Origin of the sequence: Salinisphaera sp. T31B1, assembly GCF_040361275.1 — a bacterium.
Taxonomy (GTDB): Bacteria; Pseudomonadota; Gammaproteobacteria; order Nevskiales; family Salinisphaeraceae; genus Salinisphaera.
In genome coordinates this window covers 60914-79201 of the sequence record NZ_APNH01000006.1, presented here as the reverse complement: position 1 = coordinate 79201, position 18288 = coordinate 60914, and the positions used below count along the sequence as shown (strand labels likewise).

23 protein-coding genes are annotated in these 18288 nt (G+C 61.4%); 4 read left to right on the top strand and 19 right to left on the bottom strand.

Translation table 11 applies throughout. The features are described from left to right. Positions 1-209 precede the first annotated feature (209 nt). The 19 genes from T31B1_RS19180 to mobI all read right to left on the bottom strand — a co-directional run bounded on the left by T31B1_RS19180 (position 210) and on the right by mobI (position 13926). Positions 210-416, bottom strand: coding sequence for a DUF2188 domain-containing protein (locus tag T31B1_RS19180; RefSeq protein ID WP_353251140.1), 207 nt, complete (start codon positions 414-416; stop codon positions 210-212). A gap of 387 nt (positions 417-803) precedes the next feature. After that, a complete protein-coding gene (locus T31B1_RS19175; protein WP_353251139.1) occupies positions 804-986 on the bottom strand; it encodes a hypothetical protein in 183 nt (60 codons plus the stop codon). Between the two features lie 251 nt (positions 987-1237). Continuing rightward, positions 1238-1672, bottom strand: a complete 435-nt coding sequence (locus tag T31B1_RS19170) for a hypothetical protein (protein ID WP_353251138.1) — start codon at positions 1670-1672, stop codon at positions 1238-1240. A 358-nt stretch (positions 1673-2030) separates the two neighbouring features. Further along, the gene (locus tag T31B1_RS19165; protein ID WP_353251137.1) at positions 2031-2324 is read right to left on the bottom strand and encodes a hypothetical protein; all 294 of its coding nucleotides are present in this window, start codon (positions 2322-2324) and stop codon (positions 2031-2033) included. A gap of 55 nt (positions 2325-2379) precedes the next feature. After that, a complete protein-coding gene (locus T31B1_RS19160; RefSeq protein ID WP_353251136.1) occupies positions 2380-3231 on the bottom strand; it encodes a PRTRC system ThiF family protein in 852 nt (283 codons plus the stop codon). A 19-nt stretch (positions 3232-3250) separates the two neighbouring features. Further along, positions 3251-3868 (bottom strand): PRTRC system protein A, encoded by a 618-nt coding sequence (locus T31B1_RS19155; RefSeq protein WP_353251135.1) that lies wholly within the window; start codon positions 3866-3868, stop codon positions 3251-3253. Further along, positions 3865-4635 (bottom strand): PRTRC system protein B, encoded by a 771-nt coding sequence (locus T31B1_RS19150; RefSeq protein WP_353251134.1) that lies wholly within the window; start codon positions 4633-4635, stop codon positions 3865-3867. Before T31B1_RS19150 ends, T31B1_RS19155 begins: the two co-directional genes overlap by 4 nt. Then, the gene (locus T31B1_RS19145) at positions 4628-5791 is read right to left on the bottom strand and encodes a hypothetical protein (RefSeq protein ID WP_353251133.1); all 1164 of its coding nucleotides are present in this window, start codon (positions 5789-5791) and stop codon (positions 4628-4630) included. The genes T31B1_RS19150 and T31B1_RS19145 overlap by 8 nt, the downstream gene beginning before the upstream one ends. Further along, positions 5788-5988: a hypothetical protein gene (locus T31B1_RS19140; protein ID WP_353251132.1), complete on the bottom strand. Its 201-nt coding sequence runs from the start codon at positions 5986-5988 to the stop codon at positions 5788-5790. Before T31B1_RS19140 ends, T31B1_RS19145 begins: the two co-directional genes overlap by 4 nt. 4 nt (positions 5989-5992) lie before the next feature. Further along, positions 5993-6205 carry a PRTRC system protein C gene (locus tag T31B1_RS19135; RefSeq protein WP_353251131.1) on the bottom strand — a complete coding sequence of 71 codons (213 nt, stop codon included), beginning with the start codon at positions 6203-6205 and terminating at the stop codon, positions 5993-5995. Between the two features lie 15 nt (positions 6206-6220). Beyond that, positions 6221-6697 carry a hypothetical protein gene (locus tag T31B1_RS19130; RefSeq protein WP_353251130.1) on the bottom strand — a complete coding sequence of 159 codons (477 nt, stop codon included), beginning with the start codon at positions 6695-6697 and terminating at the stop codon, positions 6221-6223. 71 nt (positions 6698-6768) lie between these two features. Beyond that, a complete protein-coding gene (locus T31B1_RS19125; RefSeq protein ID WP_353251129.1) occupies positions 6769-7269 on the bottom strand; it encodes a hypothetical protein in 501 nt (166 codons plus the stop codon). Between the two features lie 30 nt (positions 7270-7299). Further along, positions 7300-9081: a PRTRC system ParB family protein gene (locus tag T31B1_RS19120; RefSeq protein ID WP_353251128.1), complete on the bottom strand. Its 1782-nt coding sequence runs from the start codon at positions 9079-9081 to the stop codon at positions 7300-7302. Between the two features lie 504 nt (positions 9082-9585). Then, positions 9586-10071 carry a phage protein NinX family protein gene (locus T31B1_RS19115; RefSeq protein WP_353251127.1) on the bottom strand — a complete coding sequence of 162 codons (486 nt, stop codon included), beginning with the start codon at positions 10069-10071 and terminating at the stop codon, positions 9586-9588. A 99-nt stretch (positions 10072-10170) separates the two neighbouring features. Further along, positions 10171-10560 carry a DUF1643 domain-containing protein gene (locus T31B1_RS19110; protein ID WP_353251126.1) on the bottom strand — a complete coding sequence of 130 codons (390 nt, stop codon included), beginning with the start codon at positions 10558-10560 and terminating at the stop codon, positions 10171-10173. 124 nt (positions 10561-10684) lie between these two features. Then, positions 10685-11059: a hypothetical protein gene (locus tag T31B1_RS19105; protein ID WP_353251125.1), complete on the bottom strand. Its 375-nt coding sequence runs from the start codon at positions 11057-11059 to the stop codon at positions 10685-10687. A gap of 212 nt (positions 11060-11271) precedes the next feature. Then, complete coding sequence (gene recJ / locus T31B1_RS19100) at positions 11272-13056, bottom strand: single-stranded-DNA-specific exonuclease RecJ (protein WP_353251124.1); 1785 nt, start codon at positions 13054-13056, stop codon at positions 11272-11274. Positions 13057-13065: 9 nt separating this feature from the next. Further along, positions 13066-13383 (bottom strand): hypothetical protein, encoded by a 318-nt coding sequence (locus T31B1_RS19095; RefSeq protein WP_353251123.1) that lies wholly within the window; start codon positions 13381-13383, stop codon positions 13066-13068. 54 nt (positions 13384-13437) lie between these two features. After that, positions 13438-13926 carry a conjugative transfer protein MobI(A/C) gene (mobI, locus tag T31B1_RS19090; RefSeq protein ID WP_353251122.1) on the bottom strand — a complete coding sequence of 163 codons (489 nt, stop codon included), beginning with the start codon at positions 13924-13926 and terminating at the stop codon, positions 13438-13440. A gap of 756 nt (positions 13927-14682) precedes the next feature. Between mobI and T31B1_RS19085 the strand changes: the two genes are divergently transcribed. From T31B1_RS19085 to T31B1_RS19070, 4 genes are all read left to right on the top strand, one after another. Continuing rightward, entirely contained in the window at positions 14683-15660 is a 978-nt protein-coding gene (locus T31B1_RS19085) for a ParM/StbA family protein (RefSeq protein WP_353251121.1), read from the top strand. 311 nt (positions 15661-15971) lie between these two features. Further along, a complete protein-coding gene (locus tag T31B1_RS19080) occupies positions 15972-16262 on the top strand; it encodes a flagellar transcriptional regulator FlhD (protein ID WP_353251120.1) in 291 nt (96 codons plus the stop codon). An 8-nt stretch (positions 16263-16270) separates the two neighbouring features. Further along, entirely contained in the window at positions 16271-16726 is a 456-nt protein-coding gene (locus T31B1_RS19075) for a FlhC family transcriptional regulator (protein ID WP_353251119.1), read from the top strand. A gap of 40 nt (positions 16727-16766) precedes the next feature. After that, positions 16767-18272, top strand: a complete 1506-nt coding sequence (locus T31B1_RS19070; protein WP_353251118.1) for a UvrD-helicase domain-containing protein — start codon at positions 16767-16769, stop codon at positions 18270-18272. Positions 18273-18288 lie beyond the last annotated feature (16 nt).

The window sequence follows — 18288 nt, the reverse complement described above, 5'->3', positions numbered from 1 at the left end:
TAGTTCGTGAGAGGCGACCGATAGTCGTGCCAGTGTGACGGCAGCAATAGCGCCGCTTGCCACGGTTCGACAGGACCGAAAGTGCTGATGCGGCCCAGCTTTGTTGATTCAGTGCGAGCAGTACTCATCTGCCCGAGTTTCGGTCAGGTGCTGGATTGTGCAACCGCCGTGAACGCTACCCCGCCCTACACGCTCGCATCGCCGGCCCCTTATTCATCGGGCGCCTGGTGTTCATAAAGGTCGCCGTCTGCTTCCTGTACATAGACACGTCCTGATTGTGCAGAGCGCGCCAATTCACTGGCCACGGCCAGGGCCTCATCACGCGTATCGCGAATCGCCGCCGCGCGCTCGCTGCCCTCTCGCTGAACCATCCAGCCCGCCGGCCGCGGCCACACCCAATAAACGATTTCTGCCATCGATCGGCTCGTTTCTAGTTTTTATGGGTCGAAAGTAGCCAATATGGTTGCCCGCGGCGAATCTACACGCCTAACTATTGGCAATTACAGCAATACCGCTGAGCGGTACTTTGTTTCCGCGCTCCCACGGGGCGAATTAAGCGTGTAGTGCGCACCCGGGCGTCACGACGGCCGTTACCACTTCCATGCTCCGTTCCGGGCCATCGTACTTTCAGCTCAAAAAGTCCGCGCCAGGCTCTCGTCTGAGGCGTTCGGGATAGACGGGTCGAAATGGAGCGGACTTATCCCCAGCGAAGGTGGAAAACTCAGTCATATCGCCCAGCAGAGCATTGATCTGCGAAGGCCATTACGGTTTGGTTACGGTTTAGCCAGCCGTCAATTCGGCGGCTAGAGACACGCGTCGGCCGAACCGGTGTCGTCTAACGTCGCTTCGATCTGCGTGAGCGCGCCGGTCAGCAACCGCTTGATCTGCCTGCGATCGGCCCCCCCGTCGTGGACGTGCTGTGCCAATACGACATACGCTGGAGCGTCACCGGCGACCCGCTCGGCGATATCGGCGTGCCAGATCACATCGATTCGCCACCGCCGTGTTCGATCCGCTACAGCCGCTGTACGTCGGGCTGATACTTCGAATCTCGCAAGATCGCATAGCGGCTGTCCATCGACGATAAGGCCTGGACCCAACTTGTCCGGTAGATGAGGCTCGCTGAGATGATCGGCCAGAACCGCGGGTATTTGGAACGCGATATCGAGCCAGACCGTGCCGCGTTCGATGCAGGGCTCGTAATCGAAGTGACCGTAGTACTGTCGGGTTTCGACTCTCATTCGATGTCCGCACCTTCGATCAGGACATCCAGTAGGACGGCCAGCTCGGCAGGGATGATTTCGATGGGCCGTGAATTGCCTCTCAGGGCGTCGATGCGGCTTCGACTTGTGGGTAAACCAGCCGATGAGATTGCATCTGCGATCTCTCGTGTGCCCAGTCCCCGCTGTCGTAGCAAGCGCAGTATCCGTTTCACAACGTCATGGCCGTTGACCTTTGGCATCGCGGCGTCCGGCCAGTCGCGTGGTAGTCGAGCCATCGGGAGCGTTTGCGCCAGCAGCTCGCCATCCTTCAGGAGTCGGGCGACGGTGTTCGGAGTCGCGGAGCTGCGATCGCGAGACACACGATGCCAGGCAGTCTGCGCGATGGCCGCGCCGCGAGTCTCGCAGTACACCTTGCCATCAAACTCGATGCGATAGACGGGCTGACTCATCGGTGGTGTCCAATGATGTCAGACAACGCTCGCTCAGGCTCGATGCAACGCGCGTTGGGTTGAAGTTGGCTCGCCATGGTGCCTCCTCGTGATCCGATTGGATTAAATCGATTGAGCGGCAGCAACTTCGTTTCTCTATACAACGAGATCGGGCGAGATCAAGGGTTAGGTATTGATATTGCGATATTTTCCCGAATTATGATGTGCACTGTCTTGACACGACAATACACGTCGTCAGTAACCGCTTGTGCGAATGCTTCTGCGCAACGAAGGGGCGGTTATTGGGTTGAGGCGACCCAGCCGAGATGCAGTGCCTGGTGCTTCTGACATTCGGGTTGAGAGCAGACAGCTCTGCGATCTAGTCCACGTTCGCGTCAAGCAGCTTTATGACCCAGTTCGGTGTGATTCGTGCGCGTCTGGAGGTCTGGCCAGATGTCCAGGATCGGACTGTCCAGTAGCTCACCCGATCGCCCCGGAGCCGGCTCAACAGCTCAGCCAGCTCCTGCACGGTGACACCCAGAGAGTCACGGTAGGCATTCAATGCGTCGCGCCGGCGCTGATCGGCCTGGCGCTCCTCGTCGTTGGCGAACTGCAAGGTGGCATAAGGCTGATCTGGCCCTTTGTGCAGGCCGCTGCGTGTCGTCGATGTCATCGTTGGTACGGGGTCGGTTGGCGTGTGGCGCGCCCTGTTGGTGCGTGACGCGGTGCTAGGCCGCGGTCCCTTCTATCGCAGCATCGTAGCCCATGAGAGACCATTCGAGCGGATCGATACGCAACGGGCTGACGCTGCCCTCGCGCACGTCGATGAACAACCCATGGCGGTCGATGGCGCCGGTACGAAACAGTGGCCAGACCAGCGTGGCGAAGGCGTTGGTCACCAGCGCGGCATTGATGCCGAACGCCTGCGAACGGATGGCGGCTTCGACCGAGCAACTCGGCCCATCGTTCGGATCGTCCTGCATCTCGGGGAACAGATCGATCACATGCGGCAGACGCAGCGCATCGCGCGCGAAGTCTTGTGGGGCATGCAGATGGCCGAGGATCGCTTGTCCGGTGTGTTCGCCGTTGCCGAAGTCCAGCCAGAGCGAGCGGTTGTTCGAGAACGTGATTCTGTGGCTCTGCTGCGCGCCGTAGGCCGCGATCTGGTGGCGCACGGCGGCGGAGTCGGTTGCCGAGATGACCCAGCGGTCAAGCCCAGCTTCCGGCGCCCAGTGCAGCGGTACGCCCTCCCAAGCCGTGCCGTAGAACATATTGATCCGGCTGATGATCGCTGCCGCCTTGTTCTCGCCGATCTCCATCGCCGAGTAGCGCTGACGCCCGACGTTCGAGGCCGAGATGGTGTCGCCGTCATAGAGGGTGACATGCAGCCCGCGATGGCCGAGCGCATTGAGCGTTGCGTGCAGACGGCAGAGCTGGTCAAGCACCTCGCCGCCGGTACCGCCCGCGCCGAGCACCGTGATCTCGACGGCTTGGTGCGGATTCATCAGCCATTCCGGTGCGTAGAAGGTCTGACGCGTGGGCGTGGACACGAGGCGGTTTGTGCTGTTCTGGTCGGTCATGGCGTTGTGCTTGTCGTTGTCAGTCGGCGAGCCAGTGCTCGGGTTCGATTTCGAGGAAATGCCCGTTGATGGTCACGCGGGCGACCATTTGCAGGCGCTTGCGGTCGGTGCAGTGACCGAACACGCTCGACAGGTGTACGCCCTGCTCGTCCGAGGCATCGTCGGTGCGAGAGAAGTACGCTTCCAGTGTGCCGTGGGAGTGCATATCCACAACTACCGCCGCGTCGTTGTAGCTGTCGCGCCGATAGGTGACGTGTCCGGGTGAGGCGGACTCCACCTCGACCGATTGCAGCGCATAGCCTTGCTCGGTGCGCACGATGGCCCCGGCCCACTCGTTGGGGTTCTCGGCGATGGCGCGGTCGGCGGCTTCGCGTACCAGCGCACGCGGCACACGCGCGTCATCGAAGATCACGCCTTCGGACAATTCGCCGAACGGACTGAGCTTGCGAATGCGCGACACGCGGATCAGCGCCGAGAAGCCGCGCCCGCGCCCCAGGACGAACAGGCCGTCACTGGCGATCAGATAGCAGTGCGCGCCTTCGGCAAGCGGAGGCAGTTCCCCGCTGTGTGCGGCCGGATAGACCGGGGTAGCGCGCGCGAGGGCGCGGTCGAGGACGCTTTCGGCATAGGTATTCATCGGTTGCTCCCGGTCTTGAGGAAATCGGCCACGGTCATGTTCAGCGGCAGCAGATGGCGGGCGGGGAAGCGTTTCAGACGCCGCTTTGCGATGCTGCGGTAGAACCCGAGATGCGTGCTGTCGCACGCGGACTGACTCGCGCTGTTGAGATGGCGATAGCGCAGATGATTGCCGCCATTGCAGTGCGAGAAGTTGGACTCGAACACGGCAGCCTCGAAAGTGCGCATCGTCTCCAGTGAGGCGCGCGCCGGTCGCGCTGCATTGCCGAAGCACAGGCCGTTACGGGCGTCGTGATTCATCAGCGGCGCGTGGTAGAGCGGTGTGTCGGCGTCGGGGCGCGCGTCGCTGTCGAGCGCGGCCAGCCAGAGCCGATTGCCACGGGCGAGGAAAAGCAGCGACGGCCATGCGACCTGCATCGACTCCGGCGGATTGGGCGGGTCTGTGAAGAACATCGGACGACGCTTGCCGGGCACATGCCACGCGACCATATCCGCGCTGTGGGCAATGACATGGGCGGGCAAGACGTGTTCGCTGGCGTGGCGCGCGGCGTTCTCGTCGAGCATGGCCACGATCTGGGCGATGCGTTCCGGGCCGATGATCTCGCCCGATCCCATGCGCACTTGGCCACTGGCCTGATAGAGCTTGTGCTGGGCGACCAGCATGGACACGTCGCCGCCGTTGTTGATCTGGGACAGGATCAGCGCGGTATGCGGCACGATGGAGGTCATGCCGCACTCGTCAGGCGTCGGGGTCATGGGTTCAAGCATGGTCAGTCTCCTGATTGTCGTAGTGGCGGCACAGCCCGTAATCGGGCAGCGCCTCGAATGCCAGCGCCTGTGCGTAGCAGGCACCGAGCACGTCCCGCAGCAGGGGCCACGGCGTACTGTCGAAAAGGCTGAACATCACGCTCGGGCCTTCGTCGCCCTGCATCATCATTTGCGCGTGTTCTTCGGTGAACGCGAGTTCGTCGTCTCGGGTCACGATCATCAGCAGCGGCATGATTGCGGCCTGATCGAAGGGGGTGTCCGGGTGGGTGATGATCGGGCGCAGGCGCTCGCTCAAGCGGGCAATTCCACGGGCAAAGTCGATCAACGGGTGGTCGTGCTCGCCCTGCTCGGCTGCATCGGCGAGACAGGCGATGGTTGCGGGATCGGCCTTCGTGACCGCGATCTCGGCATCGGGATTGATGCGGGGCCATACCAGCTTGAGTTCGGCGACCTGCTCGTCTGCGTCCTCGCCCATCGTCACGGCTTCTTGTCTGACCTGGGCCACGGCATCGGGCCATGACGGCACACCCTCGCAGTGCCATTCCTCGGCGAGCGATGACAGCGTGTTGCTATGGCCGCAGGCGTACTGCAACAGCCAGAAGTCGTCATAGGTCATGCACTCTTGGGCAAGGCAGCAAAGTGGTGCCATATCGGCCAGCGCGGTGATCGCGGCGTTGGCCAGATCGCGCAGTTGTCCGGGCAGATCGTCGCTGTAGAAGTCGGTGCATTCGCCGACGCGCAGCATGTGGGCGTGCTCGATATTCAGGCTGACGCCACAGTCGTAGGCGCTCTCGGTCTTGAGAATGAGATCGAGCCCGTTGCGCTCGGGCGCGCGCAGCCCTGCATGGTCGAGGTGCGACAGTGCAGACTGCATGGCCTCACGACACAGGCGATCCACCAGAGCGGCGGCAAGCGTCGTGGCCTGCGTGATGCCGTGGGCGGTCGCTGTGACGCCCTCGATCTGGGCATCGCTGAACTGGCCTTGCGCATGGCCATAGCGCACGACTGCGGCGACCTCGGTGATCGCGTTCTCGGGCGTGGTCAGGTTCTCGGCGATACGGTCGTAGACAGACAGTGCATCGGCGTCGATGGCCGGGATCGGCAGCATCGCCAGCGCCTGCGTCGCGCTGTTCAGGGTGTAGACGTGTCCCGTCATACCGGCGGCAACTCCTTGGCATGGAGCACGCCCGCGCCGGGGCGTGACTCGCGGTTGTGACGGGTGTGCGAGAGCGCTTTACCGAGCAGGTGCGCGGCCATGTTGCTGCCTTGCAGCGCCAGACCGGGCTGGCTGCGCCGGGCCGGGGTCTTGCCCTCGGCCCATGCCTTCAACAGTGATTGCGCCTTGTCGCTCATTGCATCAGCCCTTGGTCTTGGCCTGCGGCTTGACGATCTCGTAGACGAGGCGCTCGCCGTCGATCACGGGTTCGGCCAGCGATGCCGTCTTGAGTACCGGGAAAGCCGTTTCGTAGAGGCTCATGGCGATCTCGGGGGTTTCCTGCGGTGCCGGGTCGTCGAGTTCAGTTGCGCCGAGCTTGAACACGCGGGTCAGGGTCTGGGTGATAGCGGTCATGGTTCGACTTCCTGCTTAGAACAGACTGGAGGGGTTGCTTGCCGGGGCCGTGTCGGCTTTGGGCGTGGCCTCGGCCTGCGACTCGGTGGTGCTGTCCGCTTTGGTGGTGGTCGCAGTGGTATCGGTGTTCGCGGCCTTGGCGGAGGCGGCGGTCTTGGCCTTCTTGCTTGCAGCGGCCTGCGCCGCGCTCTTGGCGGCTTCCTTGGTCGCGCTCGTGAGGTCGTCGTAGGAATCGCGCAACTGCTGGCGGGCATCGACGTTGGCCTGCACATGGCGCGTGAAGCACTCGCTCACGTCTGCATGGCTGCCACGGAACAGCACCGGGCGGCACAGGGCGGCGCGGGCCTTCATGGCGTCCTCGTCGGTCACGAGGTCGGCATCGTCGCCCAGCGCGGGCTGGATCAACAGTTCCACGCTGTCGTCGGACTTGCGCGTGTAGCGCACGGTCATCGATTCCCCGGCATGGGTCATTCGTGTGAGTAGGTCGAGCATCGGATTCTCCGGCGTTGTCTTGGATAGGAGTACAAAGTACCCCTAGTGAGAGGAACCGTAAGCCGCTTATTTCAGGCGGCTGCGGCCTCGGGTTTGGCGGTCGGATCGAAGGTCAGTTCGTAGCCGGTCATGCCGTACAGGTCGTTCCATTCGGCCCCACAGTCCGAACACGACACGGGCTGCCAGGCGGTGAGCGTGTCCACGTCGATGCTCTCACCCGTGATCTCGTGGGAACGGCAGAGCGGGCACTGCTGAGCCCCCACGTCCATGTACTGCGCGGGGGTCATCGGCATGACTGCGCTGTCGGCGTGGCCCGCGATCTCGGCCTGGAGTTCGCTCTCGCCCACCGTGGTGATCTGGCCGCTCTGGGGATCGAAGCGATAGATCATCAGCCCTTTCCAGTTGCCGGATTCGTAGGCATCGCTGATCGCCTCGCCGAAGCCGGGATCGGTCACGGGCAGTTCGATGTGCATCTCGGCACGGATGGCGTCGTAGGCGTCACGCACCGTGGTGTGGTGCGTCATCGCTTCGTTGTAGTCGCAGTTGGTGTGAACGAAATACTGAATCGACATGGTGAATGCTCCTGGGGAATGAACCCCGCCTTATGCGGCGGGGTTGGGGGTGAAACCGGCTTGCTGGTAGACGCTGGCCGGGACAAAGCCGGTGAAGTCGAAGCCGCCGGACTCCGGCAGCACCTTGGCCACGATCTGATCGACCTTAGCCTTCATCAGCTTGGCGAACGCGCCCTTGTTGTGGCCGGTCTGGGCGTCGTACCACTTATCGAATCCGGCCTCGCGCAACAGCGCCTCCATGCCGGATTTGGTGTGCGCACGCAGGTAGGCTTCATCGAGCTTGAAGGTCTGGGTCAGGTCGGGCTGGCGATGGGCGACGGTCGCCTTGGCCATGTTCTGCCAGTTGACGTGATGGGACATGGCGCTGGTGTGCTCGCCGAGCAGGTGTGCCAGTAGCGCCATGCGGGCCAGATCGCGGCGTTGCGGGGTCGCGGCGAGCAGCCCGGCATAGAGCTTGGACGAGGTGGCCGTCGTGGTGTTTTTATCGCCCGTGAACTCGACCATCAGTTCGCGGATCGTGCCTTGGCTTACGGTGTCGGCCATCTGGAACAGCCCGAACACAGCCAGCGCACTGCTGATCGTGGTGTCGGCTTTCTGTTCGCGGATCGCTTGCTCGCGCACGAACGCATCGGCCCGTTCGGTCACGGCCTTGGGCGTGCCTGCGGTGTCCTTGGGCTTGGGCTTCGAGGGCGCGGCAGGCGTGGTCTGCGCGGCAGCGGTGGCCGAGGGCGTGCTCGTGCTGCTGTCGGTGCCGGTTGCCTTGGGCTGGGCCTCGGCTGCGGCCTCCTTCTGGGCCTTGGCGAAGGCGGCGATCTTTTTCTTGTTGCAGGCGGTCTTGAAGCACACGCCTTCGGTGACTGCGCCTTCGCGTCCCGGCTCGGTGGACACGAGCGCGCCGTAGAACTCACAGGACTTGCAGGCGGCGAACTGATCCGGGCCAACGCCGGTCGTGCCGTTCTCGAACAGCATGACGCGGCCGGTTTCGTCGCGCTCGGCATCGGTATGCACGGCCGGGAAATTGATGCGCTGTTCGGTAACGACTTTGGCGACGTGATCGATGTTCTTCTGCGTCCAGCACTCATGGTTGCTGCACCGTCCGGCACCAACCGAGAAATCGAACAGGCTGGCCTGCGTGGAGGAATTGAACGGACAGCCCTGACAGGCGCTGGTATCGAAGCGCGCGCGTGCCAGTTCGCGGGTGAATTGACCGATCTTGCCCTTGAGGTCGGCAACGCTGATCTCGTCGGCGATGATCTTTTCGAGCGTGCCTTGTTGCGTGGCCTTGGGCAGCGTGGAGAGCAGTTCGGCGTGGCCGATCTTGATCTGGCTGCGCTCCAGCGCATCGAGCACTTCATCGCAGGCGTGCAGAAGCATCAGGCGCGCATCGACACGCGAGCGCTTCCAGCCGAGCAGCTTGGCGGCTTCGTCACGGTCGCCTTCGGACAGGCTTACAGCGCGCTTGGCCAGCCGCGCTTCCTCGGCCACGGAAATGTCCTCACGGGCACCGTTCTCGGCGGTCGCCGCCGCGAGTGCAGCCTCGTCGGTCATCTGGCGCACCTGCGCCGGGATCGAGGTCAGACCGGCGCGCTGCGCGGCACGGAACCGGCGCTCGCCCGCCACGAGGTAGTAGCGCGCGCCCTCGCCTGTCGGGCGCACGAGGATCGATTGCAGCACGCCCTGCGTGCGTACGCTCTCGGTCAATTCGTTGAGGGCGTCGTCGTTGAAAAAGCGCCGTGGGTTGAAATCGGCCTGCACCTCGATCTGGCTGATCGGGAGGTTCAGGGTGCTGACGGTTTGTTCTGCGATCTCCATTGGTCTGTGCTCCGGTGAATAACGGGTACAAAGTACCCCTACCGGGATGATCCGCAAGGGGGTTTATCTATCGGCTCGAATGGTTGTCTCTGCCCCCCCTTATGGGGTGCATACGCAACTCATCGAGGTAACAACATGGAAAACTGAGCACCCTGCAACTGCTGCGATTTGCCCTGTCGCTGACCTGGCCCGCCCTGCGTCGCCGCTCGCGTCTGCTGCTGGATGCAGGAATGAACAGCCAGAAATGGGTGGGCGTGGAAGCAGAAGTGAGCGCAGGCTTTAGGCGTTGAGGCGCGGCATGCAAATGGGCTTCTCGGCGTAGCTGACGTAGAGCGTTTGCCCAGTCTGTCCGCTGTCGGTGAGCAACAGACGGTGCGGGTCGAGCCGGCCTGTTCCTGCATGCGCCGCACGCTAGCGCACCGTCTATTCAGAACGCCGTTATTGCTCCATGCGGCGGGTGTGTCCTGCTGCCGATTCGAGACAGGTACAAGGCGCCCGATCAGGTTATGCCGACACGGTACTGTCCGCCGTGGGCGCCGCTATCAGTGTACTGGGCACCTGAACGACCGGCCCCATGCGAGATGCGACCAACGTGCGCATGGAAGCTATGAGGCGTGTTGATCCCGTGAAGCGCTGCTGGCGCTTACGGACCTGATAGGAATGCGGCCCGTACTTCTGGCCGCCTCGCACGGTGTGCTTATCCCAACGGACGAGCACCCCATCACCCAGATCATCAGAGAGCATGGCGTACCAAGTGCCGCTGCTATGCCGGCGGGTGGCAATGCCGGATTCGTCGATGAGCGGCCCGGCCTGAGCGTGGTTGCTGCTCGGCGTGAACAGCTCGTGCACACCGTCTGATGATTCGAGCGTGCTCCGCAGCCAGACGCGGCTCTGATCGTCGTGCTCAATGTCCAGGTCGTCGCCTACGGCAGTGGCTACCGCCCAGTCGAGTGCCGACCCATCCAGTTCGTTGACTTCCATCTTGATCATGCTCGCACCTACGGGGTAATTGCGTGTGGCATCTAAGCTCGCACGCGCGCCCGCTTCTGCAAGTCCCCGCTGTGCCCGTCGGACCCGCCAATGCCAGGTCTACGCCTTGGGCATGGGAATGGGCTTCGCGGCATAGCTGACGTAGAGCGGATGCCCAGGCTGGCCATTGTCTGTAAGCAACAGGCAGTGCGGTTCGACGCCGGCCCGGTCGAGCATCTGCCGCACGGTCTCGCCGCGTCGGTTCAGGACGCCGTGCATGCCCCAGCCGCAGACGACAAGATCGGCTTCGGTGGTCAGCTCGATGATGGCGGCGTCGTTGACCGGGCCAATCGGGTCGGGGTGGGTATAGAGGCCCATCGGGTCGGTGGAGCGTAGAGCGAAGATGTTGGCAACGGACAAAGCCCCGAAGCCCGCCGTGATCGCCCGTCGGTGACAGCGCTCGACTGTCGGGTCGTTGTCGATCTCGTCTGCGGTGCTCGGGTTGAGCATGAGCCAGCACATCGTCGGGCATCTGCCCAGCGCCGGCGCAGCGTGTAGCGCCAAGTGCCGCAGGGGGAGAAGTCTGCTTTGGATTGGGTCAGCAGATCGATCTGTCTCATGCGTACTTCATCGGTCAGTCGATATCGTTTGCCGTGGTGGCATCCATGCGTGCCAGGAGGCGTCGTGCCGCCTGCACGCTGGGGTTGTCGGGGTGGCCCTGCGCGGTGCGCTCCAGTCGCTCTCGACGGGTGAGTTTGCGGATCTCGCCGCGCGCGATCATGTCGGCGTAGTCATTACGCGCCTGCGCTCGACGGGTAGCCCATTCGTGATCGCGCTGCCGTTGTGCGTCGAGCTGGCGCTGGCGCTGACGCCGCGACTGCCGGGTATGGGCCTTGTGTAGCGCCGCTTCGCCAAGATCGGTCATGGCGGCATGGCGCTTGACGGCGAATGCCTCGAAGTCGACCACGCGGGGCTGAGGGTCGGTGAGGAGAAGCTCGGTCTGGGTCATCGGTCGTGCCGCTGGCTGGTGATGACGATAGATTTCCACAGGGCCGTGAATCCGCAAGCTGTGTGCTACGGCCCGAGCAATGTTGGGGGCGAACGCTGTACTCGTGCGTTCGGATACGGGGCGATATCGATGAGTTATCGCACCAGGACGATCTGCCGGCGGCGCGCTATGACTGCCTTGTGCTTTTTTCTATCGGGTCTGTGGCGCGACTGTCAGCGCGCGGAGCGACACCCGCGTACCAGCAGCTGCACGTGTCGGCCGCGGTATTCGTTCGCTGTGAGGTTGTAGGCCAGATCTACGTCGTCATTCGCCGCGATCGGAAGCTCGTCGGCAGCATCTGTCACTGCATTGAACCAGACCCCGTTCACGGCGCCTCGGGTCTGGTCAACAGGCCGCAGGGTGAGCTTGAGGTGTGTGCCGTTTCCTATGGCCTTAACTGCCAGGACAAGGAACTGGCCTTGGAACACGGGCTGCTCGAATCCACGCCCGAAGGGTTCCAGCCGGCTGATGGCGTCGATGGTGTCGAGCGTCATCTCGTGGGCTTGGAGTACACCGTCGGTGTCGATGCGTGGGCCGAGTTGATCCGGAGTGAGTTGCTCTCGTGCTGCTCGATCGTAGCTGTCGCGAAAGGACTCGATATTCTCGCGGGCAATGGTCAGACCCCCTGCTCCTTCGTGCCCGCCAAAGGCCAAGAACATCTCGGGTACTCGGTCAGCACAGAACTGTAGGGCTTGCTCGACATGGAAGCCGGGGATGCCGCGCGCCGATCCGGTCACCAGGTCGGGCTGGCCGAACTTGGGAGACAGGCAGACCACGGGCTGACCGTAGGTTTCAACCAGACGGCTGGCGACGATGCCGTGAACGCCGGCGTGGCCATCGGGGAGCCAGATCACGATCGCGGTGGCGCCGGCAGCCACCTGGGCTGCGGCGAGGTCTATGGCCTGGCCTTTCATCTTCCTTTCAATGGCCTTGCGCTCGTCGTTCTCCTGCTCTAGCAATGCGGCATAGCTACGCGCTTCGCTGTCGGTGTCTGACAGTAGAAAAGCGACGCCTGCCATGGCCTCGTCCAGCCGGCCTCGAGCGTTGATGCGCGGGCCGACCGTGAAGGCGAGATCGGTCGCGGTAATCAGAGGTTGTCCGGGTAGGCGTGGACAGATCGCACGCCAGCATGGCCGGTCCTGCCGATTGATCCTTGCCAGCCCTGAGCCAACGATCGCGCGATTGTTGTGGCTGCCCAGCGATACGCAGTCAGCCACTGTACCCACAGCAACGTAGTCGAGAAGCTGTGCCATCGGCGGCGCCTTGTCGTCGAGATAACCGATGCCGTGGAGTTCGTTTCTGACGGCGCAGGCGAGAAGCCATGCGACCATGCAGCCTGCGATCGCTGCATCGGGATAACCGCAGTCTTCTCGCTTGGGCGAGATGCAGGCATAAGCGCTCGCCGGTGGTCCTGACCGCGGTAGCTCGTGGTGATCTGTGACGATCACGTCGATGCCCTGCTCGGCTAGTAGCGCGATTCGAGGCTCGTCAGCTGAACCGTTGTCGGCGGTGATCACGAGCGTCGGCCGCGGCTCCGTAGCCAAGATTCGTTCGGCCACGGTCGCTGATAACCCGTAGCCATCTCGGAGTCGGTGGCCGATGAAGCCGGTTAAGCGTTCGGATGGATGCCCGAAGTGATCGACGAGGGCGGCATGTAGAACAGCGTGACTTGCCACCCCGTCAACGTCGTGATCGGTTTCCAGGGCAACGTGCTCTCCGGTCAGGATTGCCGAGGCGATCCGTGTCGCGGCCTTCTCGATGTCCGGCAGGCCATTGTAGTGGTCAAGCATGCCCAGATGCGGCTGCACGGCAGCGTCGATACCTTGCGGCCTGTCGGAGAGCCCCCGTGCCGCCAGCAGGCGTGCCAGCAAACCCGAATAGCCTACGTTGAGCGCTGCGGTGTAGCAGCGTTTGTCGATCGATCTATCGGTGAAGCGTGGTGTCGGTTGCTTAGTCATGGACCCGGCCTAATGGAGCACGACTGTGCGGCCAGCGTCTTCTCCGCTCTGAGACGCGCGTTCCTCCGGGCCGGCTTTGAGCCGCAGATCATCAGCCAGCTCGTCGATACGCAGACGCAGTGCGATCGCGGCTTGGGCAGGCAGCAGCGGCCGGAAGCCGCGAGCCATGCTTAGCGCCGCATCTGACTGCCCGACAGACTGGAGGTGATGCCAGGGGTTTTCGACGAACGTTTCGAAGCATGGCGCCTCGGGTATGTCCTCGAGGCGACACGCGTCATAGACATCTCGCCAGAAGTCAGCGGTTGAGTTCGTATCGGGGTCGGCCATGCTGCGATTCTCTGTGGGGAATGTTCATTCGATTCTCCACAGCCTGCCGTATCGTCAAGTGCCAATCTGCTCGACCGGCCGCGCACTCGCTTTTCTTGCCTCGACAACATAGCGACGGATCTTTCCAAGCATCTGGCTTTGACGACGTATCACTTCGAATTGATCCTCGAAGCGCATAGCAAGTTCGATTTCCCAGTCTTTTGCCCGAACGCGCTGGAACGCTTTGGGTGTATATCGCATCGATTTGCCTCGACCAAGGTATTCGAGCGCGGGCTTGTTGCTAGCGCCGCCACTCGCGCCTTTCCTCCGCTGCCAATACTTGGCTCGGAACCATTCGATCTGGATCGAGCCATTCCGAAGGCGCGCACGAACGCCGATAAACCCCCGCTCTTCCTTTGGGAGTTCTTGGTGAGCGCTGTGATGCGCCTCCCAGAACTGATCCGCCAGATCACGTGCCCGTTCGAATAGCGCCTCAGCACTTTCGAGCGCTGCCTGGTTCATTTGTTCGAGCCCGTTTTCGAAGCGCTCACCGTCGTCGTCCATGAAAATCACTCGTCTGGAATTGCCATGTGTCACCCACTTTCCTATTCATAGGGTATTTGACCCAGATTCCCCCTTCGCGCGCGCGGTTAAGAGGGTATTAGGGGTCAACTGCCCACTAGTAAAGAGGGTGACTTGTTCGGAGCCGACTAAACCGGTCTCCAGCCGTTTTTAAGCCGACTTGCACCAGTTGCCTCTTTAAGGGGGGTAACTGGCCCCTAATACCCGCTTCGCGCGCGCTTAAGAGGGTGTTTGGGGTCAGTTACCCAATAGTAACGAGGGTAATTGCTTGAATTAGTCCGCTATGAAGGAGTTTGCACGCGCTTCCGGCTATAGCGCGCGTGTAAAGCGTCGGATTCAGCGACTTTTCCGACTCCATGCGAATGGCCCCATTGCGCGTTATCGCGACCACGAATACTTCCCGGGTCTTTTACGTGTTCTCAGCGGTCTGAGTGCCCCGCAGCTCACGCGGGGCTCCTGGCTCGCTTTCACCAGCGAGCGCCCTAAGTCATTCGATACGTGGCTCGAGAAACGTCAAAAACCGTAACTTTGCGCGTGTCTGGCCCATTGAGGCGCGCTTATAGTTTCAAAAACAGCGCCTCGGCCCCAATTGGGGCCCAGTTGGGGCCCAGTTGGGGCCCAACGACATCAGCCCGGACATTGGGCGCCGATCCAGGGCCCCAGTTGGGCCCCAGTTGGGGCCCGGCAGGGGCCGAGGGAATGATTTGCACTCTTAATGGAACGGAGAACCTCGCCGTAATGAATAACGTCGTCGTCGGACTGGATATTGGGTATTCGAACGTCGGTGTGGTGAGCGGCCCGCCCGGTCGCCCACAGGCTTACTGCATGCCCGCTGGGGCTGGATCAATCAAGCTGTTGCCAAAAGCGCTGCGTGGAACACTCGACACCGGCTATACGGTCACTACGGCACAGGGCGACACGTGGGTGGCGGGTGTGGAGCCAGATCGGCTGCAAGGTTGGAGCCGAGATCTGCATGACGACTATCCGTCCTCAGATACATATCGAGCGCTATTCCACGCTGCCTTGCTGCGTGCGGGACATCGATCGGTGGCGCACCTGATTACGGGGCTGCCGGTTACTCAATATCTGGATACCGATCGGCGAGAGAAATTGGCGCATTCGCTCACAGGCGTACACCGGGTGGCCGACGGTTTTGATGTCACGATCGAGAATGTATCCGTACTACCTCAGCCGGCCGGAGGGTATATGGACTATGCCACTTCCACCACCGATGTTGAGCTCGCCGAAGACGGGCGAATCCTGATCATCGATCCGGGATTCTATTCGGTTGATTGGGTGGCAATCCAAGGGGGCGAAATCCGGCATACCGCTTCCGGTTCAAGCGTCAAAGCGATGTCGATGCTCCTCGCCGCCGCGGACGATCTGTTATTCGAACAGTACGGCCAGCGTTATGGCATGCACCGAATCGAGCAAACGATTCGAGAGGGTCGAGAGAATATTTTTATCGGCGGGAAAAAAATTGCGCTTCACCCTGTAATTGCGCATGCCGCTGCCGATACGACGTCGAGCGCTTTGAGAGAGCTTCGGCAATCGCTTCGAGGTGATATGAGCGGGTTTGACCTTCTGCTGCTTGTCGGCGGCGGGGCTGGCTACTACGAGGATGCCGCGCGAGCTGTGTTCCCGGGTACGCGGGTACAGAAGATTGACGATCCCGTAAACGCAAATGCTCGTGGATTCTGGACATTGGGCACCTGACAGTTCTAGCGATGCAGATAAAAGTCAGCGTGCCTGAACATCATACCGAACTCATCGCGGAGCTCGGTCGCTACGCCCCACGCGATCGCGCTGGGCGTTTGCGGTTGCTTGCGGAAATCGGACTGCGTGCAAGCCTATTACAAGACGCGGAACCTGAGCCGGCCGCGGTACAACCAAATGGCTCAAGCGAGGGCGACTTCTCCAATATCAAGCGCCGACTTTTAGCCGGATGCTGATAGGAGACAACGCTAGGGATTAAGCCGCGCGTGGAGTTGGCGCGGTACATTCATGCAAGGGAAAAGGGACCGGGGATGAAGACTGAATCAGTAAGCGTGCGAGCACGTGACATACAAGAAATCAATCGGCTGTATTGGTACAGCTTGCGCGAACTCGCGCTGGAAAGTGTCGCAGAAGCCGCGTTGCGCTACGGTGTGACGCAGCAGACGGCTGAGCGGATCAAAGATTGCTCGCTTAGCGATTTGAACGTTCTGGCCAGCGCCTCGCTGATGCAGTTCCGGGTCAAGAAAGTTGACCTGAAAATATTTGACGATGCGAAGGATCCGGATTCACGCCTGCGTCAGCTGGCACGGGGGTTGTCGTGAATCGACACATGGATCATCTCGTGCAGCATCGAGCCATCAAAATGCTGACCCAGAACTTACGCCCGTGCATCGTAGTTCTTGAAACGGGTATTACAAAACCCAAAGCACGCGCGCTCTACCGAGAGCTCCACGGCGTAGCGCCGCGCTCAGGGCAGATGCGTGATGCAGATAGCATCGTTCGAACACGCCGAGAGTTCATGGCCGCGAGCTGCATCATGTCCTTCTACTGTGAACTCGCGCCGAACTACGAGTCGGGTGTTGACCCCGAGGCTGTCATGGCAGCTCATCGAATTTATCTCGAGGACAATCCGCCTGCGAGTCACTGCATTACGCTCAACGAGACCTGGGTTCTCGCTAGAGCTTTGCGTTCGGCCGAAGCGCGCCTTGTGACATGCCCCAAGTGTACGGCCAGATATTTGGAAGTTGCGCGCCAGCATTACGCGCCCGCATGCTCGCATTGCTGATTGTTGGCACCGTCAGCGTTCCCGCCGACAGGCTCCTTCCGTGCTTTGTGAGCAACAGGTTGCAGTCGTAGACCACGCCGTCGCCGGTCACGAGTCGTTACTCGTGCCGGCCGGCGCGGGCTGCGGTAAGACCTCAACGCTTTGCGCCGTAGCTCAAGCGTTGAGCGCAGCTGGGCAGCGCGTCGTTTATTTAGCCTACAACCGTGCGCTCAAGCAGGAGGCGCAGCGGAAATTCGGTGCGACTGCTGACGTGTATACAGCGCACGGAATCGCGTACGCGGAACTCAACATCAAAGTCGATACGCGGCAGCGACAACTCGGGCGTATCTTCCCCCGTCACGTCATGGAACTGCTTGGGCTCGATGGCGAGATAGCTGGTCTATCGGCCTACGCATATGCTCATGCAATCGTGACAACGCTCACTGCCTACGAGCAATCTGGCGATCCCATTGTCACAGCAGCGTGCGTACCGGGACGAGTGCGTACAGAACTTGGCTGTGATGATTTGATAGAACAGGTTGTCGAACACGCGCAGGATTTGTTCCATGCTGCCGCGCCTGGAGAGAAATCTCGCCTACCCCTGCCCCACGATCTTTATCTGAAATACTGGCAGGTAATCGGTACGCCTGGGCTTGATCGTTATGACGTCGTTCTGCTCGATGAAGCGCAGGACTCGAATGCCGTAGTTCTAGCTGCACTGGCTGGGCGCCGTGTCATTTACGTGGGCGATACGCATCAGCAGATCTATTCGTTCCGTGGCGCGGTGGATGCGATGCAGAAAATCACGGCGCTCGAGCTACCGCTGACGCATTCGTTTCGCTTCGGCCCTGTCATCGCCGATCTCGCTAATGCGATTCTTTGCGAAAAAAAGAAGACCAAGCTCAGGTATCCCCTGCAAGGCTATCCGCGTTTGAACACGAGTATTGTGCACAGGCCCCCACCTACGCCGTGCACGCGCATATATCGTACTAACTATCAGCTCATCGCCGACTCGTTCGTTCTCCGCGACAGCGGCCTTAATGTGCTGCTCAACGGCGATATGAGCGAACTTGCTCGTCAACTTGAGTCTGTCGACGCTCTAGCGGGCGGTGATCGGCGGCTTGTGCGTGATCCGCTAGTTCGGGGGTTCAAGTCCTATTCATCGCTGATCGCAGCGTCGAAAGGAAATGGGCCTTTCGCTCGAGAGCTTCGTCAGATCGTTCGAATACTGACGGACTTCGCGCCGCGGTTTGCCGAGCTTTTGAGCATGCTCAAGCAACGCAACGACTGTGAAGCACAGGATGCCAATTCTGTTGTACTGACGACGGCACATAAGGCGAAGGGGGCCGAGTGGCGAAACGTGGTCGTAATGGGCGACTTCGATCAAACACTCAACGCAGAGAATCAGTACAGCCTTGGTGTCAGAGCGAGGGAGGAGGAGCTTAATCTTCTTTATGTGGCGGTCACGCGTGCGACCGAGAATCTGAACATTCAGGGTGAATATCTATCCAACATTGCCATACGCGCGGGCCTGATGAGCCGCACTGGCTATGTGACGAATCAGTAGACGCGAGCTGTTGCGG